Genomic DNA, 25,138 nt, shown 5'->3' on the forward strand with positions numbered 1-25,138 from the left:
TCATCTTGTACTTCAGGGAAGGACAGTCCCATTTCAAAATAGCTAAAATACAAGCCCCATTATCGGTTTTATATAAACGTTCTAAATTTTTCAATTTTTATTTGAAAAATCATATGACGTGACTCTCCAATGGTAGTGCTTTAAATTGAGATTGAAGGATTCTTAACTCGATGGGTTTGTATTTTTCTTCAGTTGATGATTTTTGCCTTGCATTTGGTTATTTCCAATAGCGAAGACTTACCTTGAGAGGGGAGCCACACCGGATATCTTTATCTGGTTTTTTGTATTGCAGGCTATAAATGATGAGTTATTGGAGTTAAGGAAAAAAAGCCGGCATTGTGCCGGCGGGAAAGCAGACGTCGAAAGGAAGAGACGTTGCAGAGAGACTGTAATTCGTACTCGATGCCCTGGCTCGAATATGAGCTGGGCATCTTTTAAATATTGCTAATCAATCAGGCCTTTTTACGCAGCAGCACACAGGCATCTGCGGCAGCGAGCTCTAAGCTATTTCCTTCCGCATTGCCAGCAAACAGTGCCGGGGTAATATTGTGCGCACAGAAGAACTCGGCAGGTAATTCCAGGGTGCCACTGTTTTGCCCCAGGTTGAGAACAACCAGCATTTCTTCGCTGTCGCTGCGCCTTACAAAAGCAAATAAATCACTGCCGGTGTCGATCACTTCCTGCTCTGCTGTAGCCAACGATTGGGGTAGCTCCCGGTGCCATTCGATCAGTGCGCGGAAGCGGTTGAGCATGGAGCGTTGGGCGTCCTGCTGAACCTCTACCGCCCGTTGCTGGTGTTCCCCAGAGACGGGTAGCCAAGGTTTTGCTGTGGAAAAGCCCGCGTTGTCTTCGCTGGTATTGGTCCAGGGCATCGGTGTGCGGCAGCCATCGCGGCCTTTGAATTCCGGCCACAGATTAATGCCGTAGGGGTCTACCAGGTCTTCATAGGCAATTTCCGCTTCCGGCAGGCCCAGTTCTTCCCCTTGGTAGAGGCAGACACTGCCGCGTAGTGCCAATTGCATCAACAGGAATAATGGGGCCCTGGCATCGGCTTGGTCATCGCTAAAGCCTTTGTTCCAGCGGGTTATTGAGCGGGGTACATCGTGATTGCTGATCGACCAGCAGGGCCAGCCCTTCTCGATTACGTCGCGGTTTTTTTCCAGGGTTTCGCGCAGGAAGCCCGCACTGCAATCCTCGGTCAATAGATCGAAGGAATAGGCCATGTGCAGGCGTTTTTCCGTGGTGTACTCGGCCATGATTTTATGGGTATTGTCGTCGCCAACTTCACCTACGGTCACAGTGCCTGGATATTGATCCATTAACTGTCTTACCCGCTGGAGAAACACCAGGTTTTCAGGCTGGGATTTATCATTCTGGTGCCACTGGTAGTCGTAGTGATTGACTGGTGGCAGGCCTTTCTCGTCGAGCTTTAGCGGGCGCGCCGGGTTATTGCCCAGGGCCTGCTGATGGAAAATAAAGTTGACCGCATCCAGTCGGAAACCATCCACACCCCGATCGAGCCAGAACTTCATATCGGCCAGCAACTGCTCCTGGACTTCCGGGTTGTGCACATTCAGGTCCGGCTGCTCTTTGAGGAAGTTGGCCAAATAGTACTGGCGGCGGCGGGTACACCAGCGCCAGGAGCCTCCCCCGAATACGGAGACCCAGTTGTTGGGAGGGGTGCCATCTTCTTTGGGGTCAACCCAGACATACCAGTCCGCTTTGGGGTTGTTGCGGTTGGCACGGCTCTCCTGGAACCAGGGGTGCTGGTCCGAGGTGTGGCTGAGGATTTGGTCGATAATCACTTTCAGGCCGCGCTCGTGGGCCGCTTCGATCATCCGGTCGAAATCTTCCAGGTTGCCAAAAATAGGGTCTACATCGCGGTAGTCGGCAACGTCATAGCCAAAATCCACCATCGGCGATTTAAAAAAGGGTGAGATCCAGATGGCGTCTACGCCGAGGGATTTTACATAATCCAGTTTTTGCGTAATTCCGGGAATATCACCGATGCCATCTCCGTTGGCGTCGCAGAAGCTGCGTGGGTAAATCTGATAAATAACGCTATTGCGCCACCACTCATAGCTGTTGCCGCTCATGGATTACTGCCTTGTTTCATTATTTGAAATGTGGAGATAGTCCACCTTTAAAGGATAGGGTGAGTATGGAGCAGTCATTGGCGGGCTTCCTCCTCCCCGGCGAGGGGGAGAGGGGAGTAAAGGGTGACCGGCCTGGGGTGGTTTGGTATTGGCGGGCGGGGGATGAGGAGCATAGTGGGCACGTCCCTGTGCCGCTGGAGCAGGACTGTTTAGGGCTTGTCCTGGACCGAGCGAAGCATTTGCTCGGCCAGGGCGATGGCCTCCTGGCGATCCTTGACGTCCAGCTTTTGGTAGAGGCTGCGAATATGGGTCTTGATGGTGCTCGGTGCCACCTTAAAGTGACGGGCGATTTTCTCGTTCGACAGCCCCGAATGAATCGCATTGAGTACCTGCCATTCCCTTGGGGTGAGTGGGGAGTGGCGCAGGAAGTCCGGCACGGCATCGCTGGCCAGTATCTCGCGGATAATGGTGTCATCCAGTTCGATGCGAATACCACCGTCCAGCTCTGGCTGCTGTTGTGTCGCTTTGATCAGTTGTTGGGCTTTGCTGGACTCCGCCTCTCCCAGGCCATTTTCCAGGGCGGCTTTCAGGATAACGATTAAAGGTTTGCCGATCTGCAGAAAGCTGGCGCGAAAATCTCGTTCGTGGGAGAGAAGCAGGGCTTCACTAATAGCCTCTACAGATTGGGCGTATTGCTCCCTCAGCCACAGCAAGTGGGATTCCAGCACCCGGTTGCGCAGGCGATCTGTCTCCAGGCCGCACTCGTTGGCAACTTGTTTCAGGCGGCTCAATAGTCGATTGGCATCGGACCAGTGGTGCAGTTCAATCATCGCGCGCACATGGTTGCGCCCGTGGCACTGCTCAAAGTGATTGCTGGGCCTGTCGGCGACGGGAGTAGCCTGTTCCAACCAGCTGGCGATGGCCTGCTGATTGCCCAGGGCGCGCCAGGTGCGGATGCGGGTGGCATCGGCGTTGGCGATCCAGTCCCGGTGGTAGCGCCCGTCTGTGAGCAGGCGCTCGATACGCTCCAACCACTCCAGGGCATCCTCTTTCTCCCCCCGGGCCTGGGCGATTTTTAACAGCAGGGTGTACTCAGGTAGCAGCCAGTGCTCGCCGACCCGGCGGTTGATTTGCATACCTCGGCGAGCGGATTGCTCGGCACCTTCCAGATCGCCGGACTCCCATTGCAGCTGGCCGCGCAGCCGGCACACAAATTCCGAGATGGGCAGTGTGGACAGGTGATTTTTCTGCACCAGGGTCTGCACCTTCTCCTGCAGCGTGGACGCTTTCTTCAGCAGGCCCTGGGCAAAGGCGATCTCTGTCTGTTGGCAGATGGCCCAGGCGGCGCTGGGGATATCCCGTTCGGCGATCGCCAGGGCTTCCACTTCCTGCATATAGCGGTTGGCCTCTTGCAAGGCACCCAGGCAGAAGCTGGTCTCACCGGTGACCAGCAGAGCGGAGATTCTTTCGCCCAGCTGGTCTGCGCGGAGTAGGGCCAAAGCTTCTTCAGCATACTCCTTGGCTTGCAGTGTCTGCCCACGGGCAATGGCCACCTGGGCGCGCATGGTGGCAAAAGCGCCTTCAAAGCCGCGCCACTGTGCCGGGTCCTCCCGCTGTAGCCAGCTTTCCGAGGCCGCCAGGTTTTTCTCGCACAGGTCGTATTCAAAATTCTCCCGTGCCATTTTGGCGGACAGGAGAGTAAAGCGGGCGCTGTGTTGCAGGGCTTCGTCACCGAGCCAGTCGAGGCAGTCCCGCAGCAGGCGTGACTGCCCTGCGCGCAGAAGCTGTTCCCCTCGATCGTTGAGCAGTTGTTTTAACCGCTCGCGGTCGCCGCCGGCCAGGGCGTGGCGCAGGGCCTCCACTGGCTGGTCTAATTCTTGCCAGGTATCACAGGCAGTGCTGTGCAGTTGCAGCAAGTGTTCGCGGTCATTAATTTGCCGCTGCAGGAAGCGGGCGAAGACCGGGTGAAAGCGGAACCACTGGCGGCTTGAATCCTGCGCCTGCAGGAATAACCCCCGACGCGCGGCTTCTTCCAGCAACTGCTGACCATCTTGCCGACCGGTAAGGCGCTCCGCCAGTTGGGCGTTCACCCGGGTGAGGATCGATGTGCAGGAGAGGAGTTGGCGCAGTTGGGGTTCCAGCCGTTCCAGTACTTCCTCAGCCAGGTAATCGAGAATATGACTGTGGCCCTGCTCCAGCTCTGCCAGATAGCGATCCACTTCGTTGCTGTCGCGCACCGATAAAGTGAATAGCTGTACGGCGGGGGGCCAGCCTTCACTGAGGTGATGCAGTTGGGCTGCGCGGTCGCCGTCGAGATTAAACGGTAGGCGCTGCTTGAGCAGGGTGGCGATTTCCCCAATGTTGAGGGCCAGCTCATTAGTGCCCAATTCCAGTAATCGCCCTTGAACTCGCAGGGTGGCCAGGCCCAGGGGCGGTTGGCTGCGACTGGTGAGAACAATACCGACACCGGCGGGGGCGTGGCGCAACAAAAAGCGGGTAGTGTCGTGTACCTGCTGGTTGTCGATCTGGTGGTAGTCATCCAGCACGATGCGCAGTTCGCTGGGCAGGCCCCGCAGTTCCGATAGAAGGTGGCTCACCAGGGTTGAGGGGTCCGGACGCTGGGGCGCGGACAATAACTGGTGAGTCTGGGGGACACCATTGCCGGTCGCCCTGTGCACACTTTCCACCAGGTAGCGGCAGAATTGGCTCGGTTCATTATCACTGGCATCCAGCGTATACCAGGCCACCGGGTTGTCCTGTTGTGAGGCCCAGGAGGTAACCAGCGTGGTTTTGCCGTATCCCGCAGGAGCCGTCACCAACAGCAGTTGATCGCTGTGGCATTGGTTCAGAACCGACAGCAGGCGCGGGCGCGATAGGGCGTGCTCGGGGCAATCCGGCAGGCTGTATTTGGAAGTTAAAAGCATCGCTGCGGGAGGGATTGTTATAAATGTTTGATTTTTGTACAGCCACTATTATGCACCAGGACCCGGGTATTGTTACAGCACTGTAATAGGCCAGCTTTCTGGTGATTCCGCCTCTTGGGTGGCAAATTGGAGTGGCGCCGGTTTAGCTTTGGGCAGTATATTACTATTCGGGTTAAATCGGTCATCTCAACCCGTCGCAATGCAGTTTCTGCGGCTCATTAGTGGGTACGTTAGTTCATATTTACTGTGATGTATCCACACCGGCTCGCAAAGGGATGCATTATTGTGCAGCTTCCCCTCGCGCCACTTTCAGTATTTTTCGATTTTTATTTGGCAGTGAGAATGCCCCTTGTGCGGGTTTTCATCAATGTTCATTCATTTAAAAAAGCCGAGCGCTGCGAAGGCGCCGATAGAATAATAAGAAGAGGAAGCCATGGCGGATATCGTAATCCTTGCTGCTGCGGGTATGGGGGCTGTGGATAATACGTTTGCAAAGCCACTGTTTGCGGCATTGGAAACCGAATTTGGGGAGGAGTGGTCGCGTCTCTACTGCGCTGAATTACCCGGCCTGGAGCACTTCCAGAGTAATATCGAACGCACCTTTGAGAGTATGCAGAAGGGCGAGCTGGACTTCCTGCGTGCACGAAAATATTTACTCCTGGGGATGTCGCAGACAGCGGCGCAGTCCGGCACTGTGGATCGCCGGGATAGCAACTACGAAAAGACCCAGCGCGAGATCTATGCGGCGCTGGCCAAGGCCGCTGATGAGGTTGATGAGCGGGCCCCGGTGATATTGATCAGCCATTCGGTGGGTTGTATCAACCTATCTAATTACCTTTGGGATGCCCAGCGCCCCAATGTCAGTTGCGGTGTTTGGCGTGATGGTGGTCCCGCAGGCGTTCACAAAGGGTCGGCGCGTGAGAGGTTTTTGCGCCTCAAGACTCTGAGCCATTGGTACACCCTGGGGCCGACAATGCCCCTCTGGTGCGCCGATCGACCCCGGGAGCAAATTCAGGCGGTCACCTCCAATTCCCGGGGATACAATTTTCGCTGGAAGAATTTTTATCACCCCAATGACCTGTTTGGCTGGCCCCTCAAACCCCTGAGCCCCTCCTATAACCAGGCGGTGTGCCGTGATTATGAGACTTGTTCGCTGAGCGATCACGGCGCTTTGAGTCCAGTGGCTTTTCCCTCGCCCCCTGAGGATTACTGGCGGAACCCGATAGTTGTTGAGCAGCTGATAGAGGATGTGCGCTCCCTGCTCAAGACAGTGAATAAGCCCGCTCATCGGCATCCACAACCCTCTCAGCAGGCTCTCGCGGTATAATCCCCAATTACCTCAACAGTCTCCTGTAAAAGATGAAGGGCCGCTTTCTTATGTCGCTGCAATATCACCTGGTTCCGGTTACTCCTTTCCAGCAAAACTGCTCGTTGCTGTGGTGTGAAGACAGTAAGCGCGCGGCTGTTGTCGACCCCGGTGGCGATCTCGATAAGATTCTGGCGGCGGTGGAGGAGCGCGGTCTCAAGCTGGAGAAAATCCTGCTGACCCATGGCCACCTGGACCATGTAGGCGGCACTGCGGCGTTGTCCAAGCAGCTCCAGCTGCCGATAGAGGGGCCGCATAAAGGCGATGATTTCTGGATTCAGCAGTTGCCTATGCAGGCGCAGATGTTTGGTTTCCCCGCTGTCGAAGTATTTACTCCAGACCGCTGGTTGGAACAGGGAGATACGGTTACTGTAGGAGATCAGGAACTGGAGGTGCACCACTGCCCGGGCCATACTCCCGGCCATGTGATTTTCTTCCACCGCCCCAGCCAGTTGGCTCTGGTGGGAGATGTTTTGTTTGCCGGTTCGATCGGGCGCACAGATTTTCCCCAGGGAGATCACGATACCCTGATTCGCTCTATCAAAGAGCGCCTATGGCCGCTGGGTGATGAGGTTCAATTTGTACCGGGACATGGCCCCATGTCCACTTTTGGCCAGGAGCGCCAAACCAATCCTTTTGTCGCCGACAAGCGCTTTGGTTAAGTGATACCTGGATTCCAATAACAGGCGGGAAGTACAGCGCCGGGAGTCCCATTTTATGTTTGCAGGAAAAATACGTCTTTTTCTCGCCTTGCTGGTGCTGGGGTTAAGCGGCTGCGCAGTAATTTCCGAAGAGGAGTGCCGCGCGGGGCTCTGGTATGAGCGGGGCCTGCAAGACGGCGCTCGCGGTCGCTCACAGTCGCTGGTGTACGATATTGCCCAAGAGTGTGACAGCTACGACATGCATGTGGATAGCGATGCATGGCTGCAGGGCCATGAAGAGGGTGTCGAGACTTACTGCACTGCAGAAAATGGCTATCACCAGGGGCGTAGGGGACGTAATTACCAAGGGGTTTGCACTGGCCCTACTGCTGATTTGTTTTTACAGAATTACGAGCGCGGTCTCGCCGAATACCGTATAGAGCAGCATTACCAGCGCCTTATGTGGCGCCGGGATAATTTAGAGCGCGAGTTGCTCTCCCTGCATTACGCCTATCGGAACACTGATAGTGAAGCCCAGGCCCAGGCATTGTACTTGCAGCGCAGCCGCCTTCGCTGGGAGCTGCGGATGTTGGATATGGAGTTGTTTCGTTACGGCTTGTTTGGCCCCACGCATTTAACGCCCGGCTATTATCCCCCCGGATTTTTTTCTGCCAGATTATTTTATTGGTAAGTAAAAAAAATTTTGACACTGAATGTAAGTAAAGAAGTCCGGGTTAATGCTCCGGTATCACACGCACAAGAGATTTATTGTAATGGCAATTTGGCATTTAAATCCTTCACTGGAAGAACTGAACCAGGGAATATCCCAGTGCATGCCCGGCTACCTGGGAATGGAAATTACGGAAATTGGCGATGATTACCTGGAAGGGACTTTGCCCGTAGATCATCGCACTCGCCAGCCCTTCGGTATTTTGCATGGTGGTGCCAATGTCGTATTGTCGGAGACGCTGGGTTCCATAGGCGCCAACCTATTAGTGGATACCGATAAATTTTATTGTGTCGGTCAGGAAGTTAATGCCAATCATCTGCGCCCTGTCCCCGAGGGAGAGGTTCGAGGTCGTGCAAAACCCGTGCATATTGGGCGCAGCAGTCAGGTGTGGGAAATTCTGATCTATGCACCCAATGGGAAACTCAGTTGTATTTCTCGCATTACCATGGCTGTTGTAGCTCATGGTGCCTAGTATTAGCTCCTGGGTTGCGAGTGGAGATCCCGCTTGAAACAGGCCCAGGACTTTATTTTTGAAGATATTCCCTATCGCTTGGTGCGTTCGAGCCGGCGCAAGCGTCTGGGGCTGGTACTGTCTTCCGGTGGTGTGGAAGTGCGAATTCCACAGCGATGTGCAGCCCGTTATGGCCATGAATTCCTGCAGGAAAATATCCAGTGGGTGAGAGCGCAGTTACTCGCAGCCGACCGGCGCGCTGCGCAGGTGCCGCAATATCGGTACGCTTTTGGTGAGAGTTTTCCCTGGCTGGGACAGCAGCTTCCCTTAGAGCGTGCAATGAGCAGTAAAAGTGCCGGTATTGGCGATGGTGCTATCGGGCTTTATACCCGCTATCGCGAGCCTGATGACACGCAGCTGCAAACTGCTTTACAACGCCTTTACCAGCGGGAAGCATTGGCATTGTTAACGCAAAAATCCCATGTGTTGGCCGAGCAGCTGGGGTTAAGTATTTCATCAGTAAAAGTCCGTCGTACCAAAAGCAAGTGGGGTCACTGTAGTATCCGCGGTGAGCTGCAGTTTAACTGGCTTGTTTGTCTCGCTCCTGAGCCTATAGTGGATTACCTGGTGGCTCACGAAGTCTGCCATTTGCAACACCATAACCACAGCCGCGCTTTCTGGGATTTGGTCCAAAGTGTGTGCCCTAGATTTAAAGAGTTGCGCCGCTGGTTGCGCGATAACGGCCACCGCCTGACCCTGTAACTTTTTTCTATTCTTTAGTTGTACTGAATTCTCCCAATTAATTATGAGTAAGAAGCCCCGTTTTATTACTGGCCGCAAGCCGGTTAAAAAAACTTGCCGAGCCTCGCTGAAGCGACAATAGAAAAATTTAGTCACGATATGCGCGGTATTGCCCGGGTAGGTGGCAAAACGGTGTTTATTGATAGTGCCTTACCGGGAGAGCAGATTAAATTCCGCTATACCGCACGGCGCGGCCGTTTTGATGAGGGAATTGTTGAGGAAGTCCTATCGGCTTCAACAGATCGGTGCGCGCCGCAGTGCGCCTATGTGGATTCATGTGGAGGCTGTTCGGTTCAGCACCTGGAGCCATCGGCACAAATTATAGAAAAGCAAAAAATTCTTTTGGATCAGTTGTTGCGCTTTGGTGGAATTGAACCCGAAGAAATACTGCCGCCGTTAACCGCTGATCCCTATGGTTATCGACGCAAGGCCCGTATCGGCATTCGCAAATTAAAAAAGTCCCAGGGTGGCGAGCTGCTTTTTGGTTTTCGAAAAAAGCACAGCAATGATTTGGTAGATATTGATGAGTGCCCGGTACTACATACAAAAATTGCCGAACATTTAGGGTCGCTAAAAAAACTTGTTGGCGAAAGTGAAGGCCGGGCAAACTTTTCTCATCTGGAAGTGGCGGTTGGAGATGATGTGACAGCTCTGGTGCTCCGCCATTTAAAGCCCCTGTCAGATAAGGACTTGGCGCTCTGGTTAGCATTTGCTAAAACCACTGGTATACACCTGTATATACAAGGTGGTAGTGATGCTTCCCTGGAGAGAATCTGGCCGACAGAAGGAGCCGCTTATCTCAGTTATCAGTTGCCGGAATTTGACCTGACGCTGAGATTTAAACCGCAGGATTTTGTGCAGGTTAATTTTGCGATAAATCGGCAGATGGTGAGTCGAGCCGTTGAGTTACTCGATCCGCAACCCTCCGAGCGTGTATTGGATTTATTTTGTGGATTGGGGAATTTTACCCTGCCATTGGCGCGTCGTGCAGCGGAAGTGATCGGGGTCGAAGGTGTCGGCGCTTTAACTCAACGAGGTGAGGACAATGCCGCTTTGAACCAATTACAAAATGTGCACTTTTATTCTGCCGACCTGAACGAAAAAATGGCAGGTGCGCCTTGGGCTGAAGCAGGTTTCGATAAAATCCTGTTGGACCCACCGAGGGACGGCGCTCTGGAGGCTGTGCGCGGGTTGGCGCGATTTTCTGCCAGTAGGATCGTCTACGTCTCCTGTAACCCGGCCACCCTGGCCCGGGATGCCGGTGAATTGGTGAAGTTGGGGTACCGGTTGAGTAAGGCGGGTGTCATGGATATGTTTCCCCATACCGATCATGTTGAGTCGATGGCAGTATTCGACAGAATTTAGGGCCTATTGAGGCCGGGAAAACTAACGTAAACTGCGGTAAAACCGTTTAAGCGAAGTTGTTATGCAAAGCGAAACCCTAACCGATAATTTTGAAGATAATTGCGCGCGCTTTTTGCCTGAAGCTGTAGGCCAGGGCTGCGTCTGGGCCCTGCAGGGTGAGGAGGGCTTTGCACTTTGTGAGTCTGAAAAGCGGGCCGATACCGAGGTTATGCCCTTTTGGTCGCAAAGAGAATTTGCACAAGACCACTGCGAAGGAGACTGGGCTGACTATGAGGCAGTGGCAATTGACCTGGAAGAATTTATGGATGACTGGCTCACCGGCATGCATGAAGATGTCTTATTGGTGGGGATAAACTGGAACGCCGAACTGGAAGGGGTTGAGGTAGAGCCCCTAGACCTACTGGAGCAGTTGGAGCAAGAGCTGCAATAAACTGCGCCATAGTGGCCCACCCAGTGGATAAAAATTACTCAACGGGGTGTCTCAAATGGGGCAGATTCTTGGCTTGCGCAAAACAGTCTACGGAGTTGCCAACATTACCGAGGCTGTGGCCTGGTATACGCAGGTACTCGAACAGAAACCCAGCTATGAAAGCGATAGCTATGCGGCGTTTAGTATTGGTGATTGCGAGCTCGGATTAAATGCCGATGCGCGCAGTGCGATCAGCCGGGCCGATGGTGTAGTTGCTTACTGGCAGGTTTTGGATTTGGCCGCGCAGATTGAGCGACTCGGCACTATGGGGGTGCGGCAGCACACGGATATAGAGGAAGTTTCTGGACGTGTGCTGATGGCGAGCTTTCTCGACCCCTATGGCAATGTTTTCGGATTGATTGAGTACCTGCAAACGCCCATTGAGAGATAGGACCATTAAACGGAGCAGTTCCTGTGGATAAGCCGCCCATTTCCAGATTTCGTTCCCCCAATCGAAGTTTTGCTGCGGAAAGCCTTGCGCAAATTGGGCGGGGTTATGTGGTTCCGGATAGAGTGGCTTTAATTACCGGCTGCTCAAGCGGTATTGGGCGGGAGTTGGCTTTGGCGCTACATCGCCGGGGAACCATAGTGATTGCCACGGCGCGCCGCCCGGAAAGTTTACAAGAGCTGGCGGACCTGGGAATTGCCACTGAGGCCTTGGATGTGAATTCCCAGGCGGATATCAATCGAGTGGTTCACGCAGTAAAAGCGGCATACGGGCGGCTCGATATTTTGGTCAATAACGCCGGTTACGGTCAGATGGGGCCGTTGCTGGAACTGGACACGCGAGCACTGGAAAAGCAGTTCCGAACCAATGTATTTGCCCCTCTCGCTCTGATTAGGGCCTGTGTACCTTTAATGCGTTCGGAGCAGGGCGGAATTGTGTGTAATATCGGCTCGGTTTCCGGGGTAATGCCTACACCTTTCTCCGGTGCCTATTGTGCTTCTAAAGCGGCCCTACACTCCATTTCTGATGTTTTGCGACTTGAACTAAAACCTTTTGGCATTCGGGTAATGACGGTGCAACCCGGTGCGATCGCATCGGAATTTGGTCGCCACGCTGAGACATCCCTGCGCGGTCTTTTGCCGCCGGACTCCCTGTATAAACGGCAGGAAGAGGCGGTTAGGGCCCGTGCCCAGGAGTCCCAACAGAATGCTACATTGGCAAGCACACTGGCCAAAAAGCTGGTGCGTGAGCTGCTGCGAAAACGCGCTCGTCCTTTGGTGCGTATTGGTAATCGCAGCAGCCTGTTGCCCTGGATGGCCCGCTGGCTGCCGCGCAGTTTTAGGGACTGGTTTTTAATGCGGCGTTTCAAGTTGAATCGTCTGGCACCTAAAACCTGATGGCCTAATTGCCTCTTTTAGTTTACTTGGCAGGAGTCCATTAGCCACTGCTGTACTTCACTATAGGTACCACGGAATAGGATCTCCTGTTTAGATTTCTCCATAAGGTGGTTGTAGCTGCCATCGTAGTAATTCTGCAGTAGCGAGACTACTACTGGGATGTAGGCCTCGCTATTACCATGATGTTCCAGTTCGCGATTAGCTGAAATCAATGCCTCATCTAACTGCTTATAGCACTGACCACCTAAGCGTTTTTGAATTTTATTAAGATTGAAACGCAGCTCTTCCCCTAAGCATTGTACAGGGGGCTTTTCATTGGCCGCAAAACGCTTGAGTCCTTCATTGATATAATCGCGCACAATACGTTTTGCCCGCTCTTCCAAGGGCACTTCAACAAGTACTCGAGGAGCCGCTTTCATCGCGGTTTGCAGTGTGGGGGGAGGGCACAGCATCCGATTAACCGGCTTTCATCCTCGATCGCAACATTGCCCGGCTGTTGGGAGAGTTTTAATAAATCAATACTGATTCTATTTTCAAAATTGATTTGTGAAGGCTGCTCGCTGTCAGTGCGGCCAAAACTGGAACCCCGATGTTTAGCGATGCCCTCAAGGTCTATAGATCGTTGAGCCCAATTGATCAGCTCTGTTTTTCCACTTCCCGTATATCCCGAAATTACGACCAGGGGTAGGCTTTTACATTGTTTCTCCAATTCTGACAGAAGGTAATTGCGCATCGCTTTATAGCCCCCTTTTATCATTGGATAGTCAATCCCTTCTGCAAGAAGCAGTTTTTGTGATATGCGGGAGCGTAGCCCCCCTAAAACAATAGAGATAGCCATTGGGAGAGTGATTGATGAACCTTTTCCAGTAAGCGAGGCGGGCAGTGATTACTTCTTCTGTGGCCAGCTCCCAGCCCAAATCAATGGCTGCCTGTTGTCCACTATGTTTGTATGCGGTACCAATTAGTTCACGCTGGTGATCATCCAATAGTGGATAATTATTTGCTGAGGGAAATGCGCCTCGGGAAAACTCTATAGGTGCACGTACATCTAAGAGGGGAGTATCCTCTAAAAACAGTTTTTTAAAATTTGCAGTATCTGTCCGCAAAGTAATATTCCCATTAAATTTATAGTGATTTTAGCCCCTATTGTATCGCCATTCTATATGAAGGCCTACTGGGAGTGTCGTGTTTTATGTGCTTATAGATGGGCGGGCGATAGTAATTTGTTTTAATATATTATCTGCCCATGCTTAATTGCTGATGCTGTAATGAAATTGGATGTCTATTTCACTTTTAATGTGCATTATACGTATGTGGTTAAAGCTATTTAATATGGTTTTAAATGAGCCCCTAATTTGTTCCTGTCATTTTTATTGTTGAGTATTTGATTGGTCTAAAATTTAGGCTTCATCAAAGTGTTTAATATTTTAGTTTGTTTGTTTTCCCTTCAATTAGTGCTTCTGTTTTGCGTAATTATATCAATGGCTACTACATTTTTGTCATTCGATGAAGTGTGAGAGGTTTTTGTTGAAGTGTCAGGGGTTTTGTGAATGCAATATTTTTGCAGTTGGCAAGGTGTTTGCGAGTTTCAACGGACAGAAGTCCTGATTATCAAAATAATGTGCAGGAAATAAGATTGTACTGCTGTTTCTTGTTGGTTTGTGAAGGGGGTTTGATGTGAGATAATTTTCCTTGCCATTTTTCTGTTAACGGATTTATTTTTCCTTCTTGAGGTTGTTAATGAAAGGTTTCTCGCTTTTTTGAGATATTTATTGCGGCTCTCATTTTAAAGTTTTTGAGGGGTGACTCGTAGGTGTGGTTTAGTCAGGTTGTTTTTCAATTTGATGGCCATATTTTTATCTATGTATAGCCTGTCATCACTGCTACAAAACCCGATATAAAAAAGTAAGTAAAAATGGCAAAAAAATATATCTATATACCCATAAATAGTGAGGAAATGCAGGAGTTCGCTAAGGATCTTGCGACTGCTTGGAGCATCCCTGTAAATCAGATATTGTCGAATAAAGCAACCTCTGGGCGTGGCAAAGCCATATATCGCTGGGTGGATCAATGTCTGAGTAAGCTCACTCCAGCAGATACACTTTACATCGTTACTCATGGTACTGGAGCTGCTGATGGTAAAGTGATTGGTGCAGAGCGATCGGTTGGCAGTAATAAGCAGAAGAAAGTCGTTAACAGGGGGGCTGTTACCTGGCAAGGCGGAGAGTGGAAAACATATACTCCAGAGCAGCTGGCTACTACCCTTTCAAAAGAAGGCCTACCAGCCAACTTTGTAAACCTACATGTTTGTGCTTGTGGTTCAGGCTATGATGGAAAAAAGCTGAGGCCCTGGGCTCAGCGCCTTCGTCAACAAATGGTGGGTACCTATAAAGACATTCAAGTTACGGGCTACTTGGGTTGGTTCTCATGTAGTGCAAATAAGGTATGTATTAAAGTGGGGCATGAGTTTTTCCCAATGGAGGATCGTGCAGTTACTTTTTCTTAAGAGTGACATAACACGGAATATTTCTAATGTCTAACTAAGTTTGCTCTTCAGGGATGAGGGCAAACAGAAAGTTGGTGCATGTTAGTTCATTTACCAGTAAATGATACTCACATATATAACTCCACAAATAAGTTGTTCAAGTGTAAGCCAAATATCTGTATAAATATTTAGCTTGTACTCTTCCATACTCTCCCTTTGCCTATAAAAAGGGCCGGGCATCTAAAGCACTTGGCGACTTATTTAAACACTCCGTTCCGTATTTCCAACTGTGCACTTTATGTGTCACCAAATACCGATTAGTCCTGGCCTGTGTATATTGGTCATTTCTTGGCTAAAATTTAAGTTCGTTTGTACATTGATAGTTATTCAGTAGTGAAATTCTTCTATGGAAAGATAAGTTTCGTTGGCCAGTCATGAGCAAAGCAGGATTCATAAAACTGACCTTGAAAATTACAGTATCTGCTCGCCAGTAAGTCCCCTATTCCTCCAGATTTAATGCCCTGATGTTTTGTAGAGAGTTCCGTGAATAATAAATAGGCATGTTGTCTAAAGTCTAATTGTTAGTGTTTGCCGTTAGGTGACAGATTGATATTTCTGACAAATATTGACAGTCAATATGAGAGAATGAATTTTAATTTGTTGCCCCTGAAATCAGATTTTGAGTTCACTTTTTGAACCTGATACTGACGACGGTCACGAGGAGTAATATTCGAACTCCAAAAAATAGTGCGGCTTATTAAATATAGTTTTGGAAGTGCATAGATTTTACAAGAGCGAATTGCTCTGGAATCTAGAAAGGATAGAAAAATGGCAAAAGAATATATCTATATCCCTATTGGCAGTGGAGAAATGCAGGAGTACGCTGAAAATTTAGCTAAGGCCTGGAAAATACCTGTAAATCAAATTCTGGCCAATAAGGTTACATCGGGCGTTGGTAAAGCCATGTATCGATGGGTGAACCAGTGCCTGAGTAAGCTGAATCCGGCAGACACGCTCTATATTGTAACTCATGGCACAGGGGCAGCAGACGGAAAATATATTGGTGCTGAACGTTCCACCAGCGACAATAAACAGAAAAAAATTTATGTAAATGGTCGGGAAGAGTGGCAAGGGGGAGAGTGGAAAACCTATACGCCTCAGCAACTGGCAACTACTCTGGTCAAAGAAGGGCTTCCCGCTAATTTTGTGAATTTACATGTATGTGCCTGTGGTTCTGGGTACGATGGAGAAAAGTTAAGACCTTGGGCTCAACGTTTGCGCCAAGCAATGGGCGGCACTCATAAAAATATTCAGGTGACTGGGTATAGAGGTTGGTTCTCCTGTAGTCCTGGTAAGGTTTGTATTAAAGTAGGTACTCAATTTTATCCATTGGAAGAGCGCGCGGTTACTTTTTCTTAAGTTTGGTACCTCTAATATGGGGGCTTCTGGCGTAGAAGTGCGCTCCATGTAGTTTCCCGGGTATACCCTGAATAGATAGCTGAACAGAAATCTGATCAGCTTTAATATTCAGGGATATCTTTCTCTATGACTGTTGACCAGTTACTAATCCTGATTATTTTAAGCATCACTATAACCCTGTTTATATGGGGGCGGTGGCGCCACGATATGGTTGCTTTAGCAGCCTTATTGACTTGTGTCTTTACGGGGTTAATTCCCCCGGAAAATGCTTTTATTGGTTTTGGGCATCCAGCGGTTGTGACTGTAGCTTGTGTGTTAATCCTGAGTCGCGGTTTACAAAATACCGGTGCAATGGATGCACTTGCACAACGAGTTGTTCGCAAAAGCGGGAGTATCTCAGTATCCATATTGTTACTCATTGGGCTCGGTGCGTTTTTATCGAGCTTTATGAATAATGTCGGCGCGTTGGCCTTATTAATGCCCGTGGCTGTGGATATGGCTGAGAAACAGAAAGTGGCATTGGGGAGGGTTTTGATGCCCCTGTCTTTCGCAACGATTCTGGGAGGGATGACCACACTGATAGGTACACCGCCAAACTTGGTCGTTTCCGGTTTTCGGGCGGATTCTGGCGCCGGTAGCTATGGTATGTTTGATTTCACCCCGGTGGGGCTGGCAGTTGCGATAGCTGGAGTTTTGTTTATTGCATTTGTTGGGTGGCGCTTGGTGCCTGTCCGCAACCGAACGGGGGCCTCCTCCTTTGAAACTGGCACATATTTAACAGAAGCACTTGTTGAGGAAAAAAGTGTAGCTGCCGGTAAGAATCTACGTGAAATTTCCAAGATGCTGGGAACAGAAGATGCCCAAGTTGTGGGTGTCGTACACAATGATGCCAGGGTCTCTCCCGCGACTCCCTGGCATAAAGTAAATAGTGGTGACATTTTGGTCATTGAGGCGGAGCCGGAGAGCCTTGCCACCTGCTTGTCCAATCTCAGTTTGAAAACAGTGGGAGCCCTTGGGGCAGATTCATCGGGTAAGGCTCGACAATCGGGCAGCAATAATACCGAGAGTGATTCTCAGAATAAGCCCCCAATAAAAGCACTGGCGGATCGTACCGAAATGCAGCTGCGGGAGTTGGTTGTTATGCCAGACTCCCCTTTAGTGGGACGCCCTATGAGGTTTTCACGCCTTGCAGCGAGATACCAGATTCACTTGCTAGCACTCTCGCGCCAGGGGCGCCGCTCGGTGCGCCGGTTGCGTTCGACACCATTACTGGCCGGTGATGCTCTGTTAATGATGGGGGCCGATGAAAACCTAAACAGCTTTGCTAGGGAAAAGGGCTGTGTGCCTCTGGCCTCAAGGGATATTAGCATTCCCAACAAGGAGAAGGCGGCCATTGCCCTATTGGCTATGGTGCTTGGTGTCGCTGGTGCAGCGTTCGGCCTATTGCCGGCAGCAATCTCGTTCGCCACTTGTGTATTGGCTTTTATGGCGTTGAAGATAGTGCCGCTGCGAAATGTTTATGACTCTATCGACGGGTCCGTAGTCGTGCTATTGGGGACTTTGATTGCTGTTGCTGATGTGATGGAGTCAACGGGAGCTGCAGACTTGGTCGCTCAGGTTCTGTTGGATGTCCTGGCTCAGGGCAGCGCTGTTTTGGCCCTGGGGCTGATCCTGGTAGTTACCATGACGCTGTCTGATTTCATGAATAATGTCGCCACTGCGGCTGTGATGTGTTCAATTGCCATGAGTACTGCAGAACAACTGGCGGTGAATCCAGATAGCTTCCTGATGGCTGTCGCAATTGGAGCCTCTTGCGCATTTCTAACACCGGTTGGGCACCAAAATAACACCCTAATTCTGGGGCCGGGAGGGTTTGAATTTGGTGATTACTGGAAAATGGGGCTGCCACTAGAATTGTTGGTACTCGTTGTGAGTATCCCCATGTTGCTTTGGGTTTGGCCCCTGTAATCGCAGTGAGTTCAAGCAATAGAATCGTCTACCGGCTGGGCCAACTCCGCCATGAACTTGCTACAAAAGCGCAAAATATCAGTCACAGTTACAATTCCAACCAGCTCGCCTTCCCGCATAACCAGTACCGAACCAATACTGGTATCTGCCATAGCTAAGAGAATTTTATCTAACGGGTCGTGGATATCTGCAATAAAGGGACGTCTGGCACATAGGTCATGTACATAAAGTTGCTGCTCTTCTAAACGGTGTCCCGGTGCATTGGCTCTTTCGATATCCCCTCGGGAAATGACCGTCTCCAAGTCGCCTGCACGTGTTACCGGCAGGTGGCGTACTTTGTGCTCCTCCATCATTGCCAGAGCATCCTCTACCGTGGCATTGATATCGATATGGTAGGGAAATGGCGTCATCAGAGCGGCCAAAGTCGGTATATGGTGGATATTATTGTGAGTGGACATAGTATGATCTGGGTATCCAATTGTATTTGGCAATATGCTCGATTACCGTTACACAGCGACTAATTTGCAATTGACGACTGCAGCTACAATATAGCTAATTGCGCTCCCTAGGGATATCCTTTTAAGATTGCAGATATGGCCGCCTTTGTTACACTTTTTAGCCCTTATTTTGAATTATTCCTATTATATTCAAAGGTAGGGACACAAATGGTTGATATTTGCCGGTGAAAGATTATTATTCGCGACCTCAGTCGAAAAATATAATCAGTGATTCGGAGTGTTTGCCGAACCGAGCTGAAATCGGCTAGTTTTTAATAATGTATTTGCCGAATATACCTAACACCAGAACTACACGATGTGTAGTGGTATCTACTCATGTATATCGGGCAATTCATAATATGCCGGACTAAACATCACTAAATTGCTTGCCATTGGCCAGCCATGGTGTTTGTTGATTTTTTACACGGTATATCCGAAATAACAATCTGTGTCGCCCAGCGCCACAGATATATCTCTGTGTTTTTTAATAACCGTCGTTGAGGTTTATTGAATGTTTCAGGAATACGAACAACTTGAACAACAAATCGCCGAACATCAGGCAAGAATCGAAGAGTTACAAGAGCAAATGGCTCAGGCTGAACGCAAGAAAGATGGCGTAATTGCCTATGATAAAGCACTGGTAAACCTTGCTGCTGAATACCACATGGATGAAGAGGAGTTCTTCGTTGCCCGTGGCCAGCAAATCGTTGAATGGCTGGTAGCACAGCTGGGTGATGAAGATCCAGCAGACTACGTACAAACCCTGAAGGCTCGCGTTGCCCGTCACCTCAAGAAGGAAGGTGACAGCCCCCGTCGCGGCCGTCGTGCAGCACCGGCAGCAAAGGCAGCAGAGCCCAAGCTGGAAACTGGTCACTATCGCAACCCGTATACCGGCGCTACTGTTGAAAAGAAAAAGCGTAATCCTAAGGCCCTGAGCCAGTGGATTGATGAGTACGGTCTGGACACCGTAAAAGAGTGGAAAATCTAATTCTGGATGACCACTAATTTGATGCCGGATATCCGGCATCAAATATTTTTTCAAAAATCGTTCGATTTTAATTCATCGCATTATTTGGCATTTTCGCCGCATCCTCTCTTTACTTACCTTATTATATTCAGCATATGTCTGCCCCGTTATTTACCTGGGAGTTTATACTGTGCTTTCAAGACTTAAGCTGTTTATTTTCTGTACACTTTTTGTTCTGGTTGGGGCTTCAAATTGGGTTTTAGCCGACTCTTCTGAGTCTCAGGTTATTTACTTAATACGCCATGCAGAAAAAGAGAAAGGGCCCGGGGTGGGTCGCGACCCTCATTTGACTGAGGCGGGCCGGCAGCGTGCACGGCAACTCGCCTATATTCTTGGGGGAGTGGGTATAGATGCTATCTATAGCACTGACTACAACCGCACCCGGGAAACGGTTGAGCCTCTGTCAAAAGAGCTGGGGCTTGAAGTGGAAATTTATAACCCCAGAGATTTAAAAGAATTTGCTAACTCTTTGCAGCAGGCGGGAAATCGAATTTTAGTGGTTGGGCACAGCAATACCACTCCAAAACTGGCGGAATTGCTCGGCGGTGAAAAAGGGCGACCTATTCGAGAGGCTAGTGAGTTTGACCGACTCTATATCCTTGTGCGTGATAATGAGGGGGTAACCACTTTGATACAGCGCTATGGCCCGATGAAATCCTCGCAGACAGAAAATGCAGTTTCAGAGTCACCTTAATTAATAATTTCTTTTATAAAACTATCGACTACCTGTGACGCCAGTCCGTGGCGGTGTTCCTTGAAGGCATCGCCGACACTACTGCGCTCTAGGTTCAACTCTATGGTGTGAGCTCCAGCCTGATTGGCACATTCGACAAATCCCGCTGCTGGGTAGACGTTTCCAGATGTGCCAATGCTGATGAATAGATCGCAATCGGATAACGCCTGATAGATAGCTTCCATTTCCAGAGGCATTTCTCCAAACCAGACCACATGGGGGCGAAGGTTTCCCGCCTGCTGACAGCAACTACAGGTATCAGCTATCGAAAGATCCGAATTGAGGGGATATAGTTTCCCGCTCCGGCTGCATCGTGCTTTTAGTAGCTCTCCATGCATATGAATTATCTGGTCACTGCCCGCGCGCTCATGCAGGTTGTCAATATTTTGAGTAACCAGTAAGTAATCCCCTTGGAATTTCTGTTCCAGTTCGGCCAGGGCGAGATGGGCAGGGTTGGGATGGATATCTGCAGATAGCAGCTGCTGGCGGCGTTCATTATAAAATCTATGTACCAGTGCCGGATTGCGATCAAATGCCTCTGGCGTTGCGACATCTTCCAGGCGATGGTTTTCCCACAGGCCATCGGCACCGCGAAAAGTGCCTATACCAGATTCAGCTGAAATTCCTGCGCCGGTAAGTACAACGATTTTTTGATACTGTTTTTTCATTTTATATTTTCACACAAGGGCATTGCTTGGATCTTCAGAGGAGCTCGCATTCAGCTCAGAGGTCTTAATTGATGGGCTGGCCTGACTCATAATGTTACCGCCCTGGCACTTCCATGTGCAGGGTTTATTGGTAGCACTATTAGTTAATTTTGCACTAACTTTCTATTTTTCCCTTAGCTTCATGGGATTGATCCTTTAGTGCATCTTGAGCTTCGGCTTCACAAACCGGTTCGCCTGTCCGATTAGGTAGAGCAGCATAGCTCTCGGCCAGCCGTGGATTGCCGCCAAGTGCATACGGTAGAGCGAGCGATAGGCAAGGCCAGCAAGGCGTCCTTCTACGGTAAGACTGCCTTTAACCAGCGCCCCCATCAGGTTGCCAATGGCAGTGTATTGACTGAGGGATACCAGAGAGCCTCGATCGCGATAATAAAAATGGTGCAAAGGTCTATCTTCAAATAGGGCAATAATATTGTCGCCAACCAGGGTAGCCATTTGCTGTGCTGCCTGGGCGCGCGGAGGCACTCGCTGGTGATTGCCGTCAATGCAACTGGCGCAGTCCCCCATGGCAAAAATCTTTGCGTCAGTTTGGGTCTGCAAGGTAGTTTCCACTTCGATTTGATTGAGTCGGTTGGTACTGAGACCATCCAGTTGAGTGAGAAATTTCGGAGCCTTGACGCCAGCAGCCCACACTCGGATAGCGGCTGGAACTTCTTTGCCACAAGAAGTGGTGAGTCCGCTCTCTGTTGCAGCTGAAATATGATGGCCGGTAAGAATATTAACCCCCATCTTGGCCAGCTCGCGTTCAGCATTATTTCCAATTCGTTTTGGTAGTGCGGGGAGTAGGTGCTCTCCCCTTCTATCAGGGTGATTTCCATTGCATTGGGACAAATGCGTCCATAGTTGCCAACCAACTTTACAGCATCCACTAGTTCTGCCGAGAGTTCTACACCCGTTGCCCCGCCACCAACGATCGCTACTTGCAATTTATCGTCAACACGGGTTTCTAAACGCAGGAAACGGTTGAGAAGGTTTTGGTGAAATTTTTGTGCTTCATAACTGCTATCCAGGAAAATACAATTTTCCCTGACGCCGGGAATATGAAAGTCGTTACTATGCCCGCCGATGCACAGCACCAAATAATCGTATTCCAATTCCCTTGCAGGTACTAACTCGCTACCGTCCTCATCATTAACGGGTCCGAGCTCAACTACCTGTCGTTCACGATCCAGAGATTGCAGGCTACCCAACTGAAATTCATAACCGTGAATGCGGGCATGCACTTGATAATTCAGTGCATCCATATTGGCATCCAATGCGCCGGAGGCAACCTGGTGTAGTAGTGGTTTCCAGAGGTGGGTGCGATTTCGATCAACCAGAGTAACTTGTGCAGCGGGGGACTTGCGGCGGCGCTTAAAGAAAGGGGTAAAAGAAAAATATTGACCGAGCCGCGTAGCCAAATGCAGGCCGCTGGCACCGCCGCCAATAATGACGATCTTTTTCATAGGGGTCTTCCTGTCGATTGCTAAAAGCCGACTCCCCAATCTGTGAAGACCTTTTTTGGTATCGGGAAATATGTCACCGATGTTTTTTCTAACGCCAGTATGTCGCGCTGAAAGACAGATGACAAGTTAATAAAGTCGGTGAAGGCCTCTCTCAATAGAAATCATACAAAGCTCATAACCGGCTGTTGTTCCGGTTTCGCAAAATCCTTAAACCTGGCCTGGTACTGTCTCGTTGTCCTGTGAAATTAGCGCTCGCCAGTCTGCAGACTTGCGCAAGTGTACGCTTACTTCTGGATTCTGTGAGTCTGTTACTACACCGATAATTGACGCCTGGGTGTAACCGCGTTCTAGCAGTGCGCCCACGCAGGCTTCGGCTTGGTCAATAGGAACAGCAGCGAGGAGCCCCCGCAAGTCTGTGGATCGGTAATCAATGACCACTGTGGCAATGGCTGCCACTCCTGGGGGTTTTCTACAAAGGCGTAGGCATTGGCGTTTTGCGGTTGCAGGCTGGATAGCCATCCGCGCTCGATACAAGTGGCGGCGCCGGAGATTAGCGGTAGATTCTCAGCGATCAGTGTCGCGCTTAACCCTTCAGGGCCGAGCATTTCCAATAGGTGGCCCAGCAGGCCAAAGCCCGTGACATCTGTCAGCGCATTGGCGTTATGGCGGGCAAATATCTCTGCGGCGTCGGCATTGCTATGTAACATGGTTTCCAGCGCCTGCTGCAACCATAGGCCTTTAGCCTCTCCCGCGCCCTCTGCTGCCAGGATAGTGCCTACTCCCAATGGCTTGCTCAGGATCAAGCAGTCTCCCCCGCGGGCCCCCGTTTTTTCCAGGAGCTGCTCCCGCTCGGAAAATCCATTGACGGTTAGGCCCATTAGCATTTCAGAACCTTCGGCGGTATGCCCTCCAGATAGGACACAGTGGTGCCGGTTCAGCTCGTGGATGGCGCCTGCGAGTAACTGCTGTAGGTCTCGCCGGGTAATTTCCCCAGCAGCTGTAGGCAGGGTCGCAAGGATTTGTGCGGTGGCGGGGCGAGCATTCATAGCAAATAGGTCGGATAGGGCGTGCAGAGCCGCCAGGCGACCAAATATCCATGGATCATCTACAGGTGCACGCAATTGGTCGGAGCTCTGCACTAATAAATGATTAGCCGGCAGGTCCATAACTGCGGCATCATCACCGACGCCCTTTAACAGGTATTCCGAATGCTGATCCGGAAGGGTCGCCAGCGTGCGGCGCAGGATGTCGGCTCCAACTTTTGCGCCACAGCCATTACAGCGCATAGGAGATAGAGAAGAGCCTGAGCGCTGGTCGACGATGTCTTTGGTTTTGGCAGTGTGATTAGCCATGTCCATTGGCAGCTCACTGAAGCGTCGCATAAATGTGCGGTCGATAGAGTCTTTCCATCGCCACATCAGACCGCTTGCAGCGGCGAAGCCATTTCGAACTGCCACAGCCCGCTTGCCACCACAGGAGAGCAGGCTGAGAAAATCTTTTTGTGGCCGGTATTGTTTTAAGCGGCGTCCGGTCAGGGAGGCGCGCAGATTGTGAAATAGAACTGGCCCCTGGCGAACGGCGTAAACCCCGGCCTTGGGTAGAGGCTCTGGGGCGAAACTGGCCACATCACCAGCTGCAAAAACGTCTTCCCGCCCCTGGGCGCGAAGTGTTTGATCCACCACCACAAAGCCTTTGTCATCGAGGGACAGGCCCGAGTTGGCCAGCCAGGGGGAGCACAGGCATTGGTGGTGAGTATTACCTGATCGAGGGGTAGGCAGTCACCGCTCCCATTAACGACACCCTGTTCGGTAATTTCATTAACGGTCCAGTTATGGTGTAACTGAACCCCTAGCTCTTGCATCTCCTTTGAGACTAATTTGCGCGCTCTGACTGGATAGCCCTGGGGAATCGCTGCGGCACCATGAATCAGGTGAACCTCTACCTGCTTTTTCTTAACGGCACCTTGTAAAGCGTGAGCCATTGACATCGACAGCTCGCAGCCTCCGGCACCGCCGCCGACAACTCCCAAGCGGAAGGGCGAGGTGTTTTCACCAACCTGTTTTTGCAGCTTTTGCCAGAAACGGTAGAAATGCCCGATAGGCTTTACCGGGATTGCCAATTCGGAGCCCGGTAACTCGCGGGCGGGAGTCGCGCCGACATCCAAAGAGAGCAGGTCGTACTCTATGGGAGGTCTACCCAATAGGGATACGGTGCGATTATCGATGTCAATTTCGTGTGCACAGGCCTGTATAAAGCGGGCACCAGCGGCCCGGCAGAGTCTGGCAAGATCTATATGAGTGTCTTCCAGGGAGTAATGGCCTGCAACCATTCCGGGCAACATACCGGAGTAGGCGGTTTGCACCTGGGGAGAGACCAGGGTCAGACGCGCGCCTGGCAGAGGGTTCATGGCCCACATTTGCAGCACAATAGCATGGCTATGGCCGCCGCCGACCAAAAGGATGTCCTGGTAGTTTGGATGCTCCTGCATGTCTACTCACTGGCTGGGTAACAGAAAAAATGAGAGGCGGTAAGGATACTGGCTTCCCAAACTTCCGCGCCGCGCAAATACACCCCTGGATAAATAGTAGACAGTTCGCATTTGACTGCGAGCGAATGGACGACGCAGCTGGTTATTATCGCGAATAGCAGCGC

Annotated in this window: 21 protein-coding genes and 2 pseudogenes; 14 read left to right on the forward strand and 9 right to left on the reverse strand. The window is 50.7% G+C overall.

Annotation, left to right across the window (positions count from 1 at the left end; translation table 11 throughout):
• Positions 1-452 precede the first annotated feature (452 nt).
• Positions 453-2,096: an alpha-amylase family glycosyl hydrolase gene (locus P0078_RS16980; protein ID WP_282931107.1), complete on the reverse strand. Its 1,644-nt coding sequence runs from the start codon at positions 2,094-2,096 to the stop codon at positions 453-455.
• A 209-nt stretch (positions 2,097-2,305) separates the two neighbouring features.
• Positions 2,306-5,020 (reverse strand): HTH-type transcriptional regulator MalT, encoded by a 2,715-nt coding sequence (malT, locus tag P0078_RS16985; protein ID WP_282931108.1) that lies wholly within the window; start codon positions 5,018-5,020, stop codon positions 2,306-2,308.
• A 433-nt stretch (positions 5,021-5,453) separates the two neighbouring features.
• Between malT and P0078_RS16990 the strand changes: the two genes are divergently transcribed.
• From P0078_RS16990 to P0078_RS17030, 9 genes are all read left to right on the forward strand, one after another.
• On the forward strand, positions 5,454-6,347 hold the full coding sequence (locus P0078_RS16990; protein ID WP_282931109.1) for a hypothetical protein: 894 nt from the start codon (positions 5,454-5,456) through the stop codon (positions 6,345-6,347).
• Between the two features lie 50 nt (positions 6,348-6,397).
• A complete protein-coding gene (locus P0078_RS16995) occupies positions 6,398-7,048 on the forward strand; it encodes an MBL fold metallo-hydrolase (protein WP_108734664.1) in 651 nt (216 codons plus the stop codon).
• Positions 7,049-7,103: 55 nt separating this feature from the next.
• On the forward strand, positions 7,104-7,718 hold the full coding sequence (locus tag P0078_RS17000; protein WP_282931110.1) for a DUF2799 domain-containing protein: 615 nt from the start codon (positions 7,104-7,106) through the stop codon (positions 7,716-7,718).
• Positions 7,719-7,800: 82 nt separating this feature from the next.
• The gene (locus P0078_RS17005) at positions 7,801-8,229 is read left to right on the forward strand and encodes a hotdog fold thioesterase (RefSeq protein ID WP_282931111.1); all 429 of its coding nucleotides are present in this window, start codon (positions 7,801-7,803) and stop codon (positions 8,227-8,229) included.
• Positions 8,230-8,262: 33 nt separating this feature from the next.
• Positions 8,263-8,970, forward strand: coding sequence for a M48 family metallopeptidase (locus P0078_RS17010; protein WP_282931112.1), 708 nt, complete (start codon positions 8,263-8,265; stop codon positions 8,968-8,970).
• A 93-nt stretch (positions 8,971-9,063) separates the two neighbouring features.
• Complete coding sequence (gene rlmD / locus P0078_RS17015) at positions 9,064-10,374, forward strand: 23S rRNA (uracil(1939)-C(5))-methyltransferase RlmD (protein WP_282931113.1); 1,311 nt, start codon at positions 9,064-9,066, stop codon at positions 10,372-10,374.
• A 61-nt stretch (positions 10,375-10,435) separates the two neighbouring features.
• Entirely contained in the window at positions 10,436-10,804 is a 369-nt protein-coding gene (locus P0078_RS17020; protein ID WP_108734659.1) for a DUF2750 domain-containing protein, read from the forward strand.
• A 55-nt stretch (positions 10,805-10,859) separates the two neighbouring features.
• On the forward strand, positions 10,860-11,234 hold the full coding sequence (locus P0078_RS17025; RefSeq protein WP_108734658.1) for a VOC family protein: 375 nt from the start codon (positions 10,860-10,862) through the stop codon (positions 11,232-11,234).
• A 23-nt stretch (positions 11,235-11,257) separates the two neighbouring features.
• Positions 11,258-12,187 (forward strand): SDR family oxidoreductase, encoded by a 930-nt coding sequence (locus P0078_RS17030; protein ID WP_282931114.1) that lies wholly within the window; start codon positions 11,258-11,260, stop codon positions 12,185-12,187.
• 17 nt (positions 12,188-12,204) lie between these two features.
• Here P0078_RS17030 and P0078_RS24780 read toward each other — a convergent pair.
• Positions 12,205-13,025: pseudogene (locus tag P0078_RS24780) on the reverse strand (tRNA 2-selenouridine(34) synthase MnmH).
• A 1,077-nt stretch (positions 13,026-14,102) separates the two neighbouring features.
• On the opposite strand from P0078_RS24780, the gene P0078_RS17045 reads away from it, so the two are divergent.
• From P0078_RS17045 to P0078_RS17055, 3 genes are all read left to right on the forward strand, one after another.
• Positions 14,103-14,693 (forward strand): hypothetical protein, encoded by a 591-nt coding sequence (locus tag P0078_RS17045; protein WP_282931117.1) that lies wholly within the window; start codon positions 14,103-14,105, stop codon positions 14,691-14,693.
• Positions 14,694-15,500: 807 nt separating this feature from the next.
• Positions 15,501-16,091, forward strand: a complete 591-nt coding sequence (locus P0078_RS17050) for a hypothetical protein (RefSeq protein WP_282931118.1) — start codon at positions 15,501-15,503, stop codon at positions 16,089-16,091.
• A gap of 126 nt (positions 16,092-16,217) precedes the next feature.
• The gene (locus P0078_RS17055; protein ID WP_282931119.1) at positions 16,218-18,059 is read left to right on the forward strand and encodes an SLC13 family permease; all 1,842 of its coding nucleotides are present in this window, start codon (positions 16,218-16,220) and stop codon (positions 18,057-18,059) included.
• Positions 18,060-18,070: 11 nt separating this feature from the next.
• On the opposite strand, the gene P0078_RS17060 is transcribed toward P0078_RS17055, so the two are convergent.
• Entirely contained in the window at positions 18,071-18,517 is a 447-nt protein-coding gene (locus tag P0078_RS17060; RefSeq protein WP_282931120.1) for a CBS domain-containing protein, read from the reverse strand.
• Between the two features lie 550 nt (positions 18,518-19,067).
• Between P0078_RS17060 and P0078_RS17065 the strand changes: the two genes are divergently transcribed.
• Both P0078_RS17065 and P0078_RS17070 read left to right on the forward strand, forming a co-directional pair.
• Positions 19,068-19,544, forward strand: a complete 477-nt coding sequence (locus tag P0078_RS17065) for a DNA binding protein (RefSeq protein ID WP_282931121.1) — start codon at positions 19,068-19,070, stop codon at positions 19,542-19,544.
• Between the two features lie 169 nt (positions 19,545-19,713).
• The gene (locus P0078_RS17070) at positions 19,714-20,277 is read left to right on the forward strand and encodes a SixA phosphatase family protein (protein ID WP_282931122.1); all 564 of its coding nucleotides are present in this window, start codon (positions 19,714-19,716) and stop codon (positions 20,275-20,277) included.
• On the opposite strand, the gene cobB is transcribed toward P0078_RS17070, so the two are convergent.
• From cobB to P0078_RS17100, 5 genes and pseudogenes are all read right to left on the reverse strand, one after another.
• The gene (gene cobB / locus P0078_RS17075; protein ID WP_282931123.1) at positions 20,274-20,984 is read right to left on the reverse strand and encodes a Sir2 family NAD+-dependent deacetylase; all 711 of its coding nucleotides are present in this window, start codon (positions 20,982-20,984) and stop codon (positions 20,274-20,276) included. The genes P0078_RS17070 and cobB overlap by 4 nt on opposite strands.
• Positions 20,985-21,179: 195 nt before the next feature.
• Positions 21,180-22,486: pseudogene (locus P0078_RS24635) on the reverse strand (NAD(P)/FAD-dependent oxidoreductase).
• 207 nt (positions 22,487-22,693) lie between these two features.
• Positions 22,694-22,849 carry a hypothetical protein gene (locus P0078_RS17090; RefSeq protein WP_282931124.1) on the reverse strand — a complete coding sequence of 52 codons (156 nt, stop codon included), beginning with the start codon at positions 22,847-22,849 and terminating at the stop codon, positions 22,694-22,696.
• Positions 22,834-23,904, reverse strand: a complete 1,071-nt coding sequence (gene selD / locus P0078_RS17095) for a selenide, water dikinase SelD (RefSeq protein WP_353057083.1) — start codon at positions 23,902-23,904, stop codon at positions 22,834-22,836. Before selD ends, P0078_RS17090 begins: the two co-directional genes overlap by 16 nt.
• A 113-nt stretch (positions 23,905-24,017) precedes the next feature.
• Complete coding sequence (locus P0078_RS17100) at positions 24,018-24,974, reverse strand: FAD-dependent oxidoreductase (RefSeq protein ID WP_282931125.1); 957 nt, start codon at positions 24,972-24,974, stop codon at positions 24,018-24,020.
• Positions 24,975-25,138 lie beyond the last annotated feature (164 nt).

The sequence above is a fragment of the Microbulbifer sp. VAAF005 genome (genome assembly GCF_030012985.1).
In the GTDB taxonomy this organism is placed as follows: Bacteria; Pseudomonadota; Gammaproteobacteria; order Pseudomonadales; family Cellvibrionaceae; genus Microbulbifer.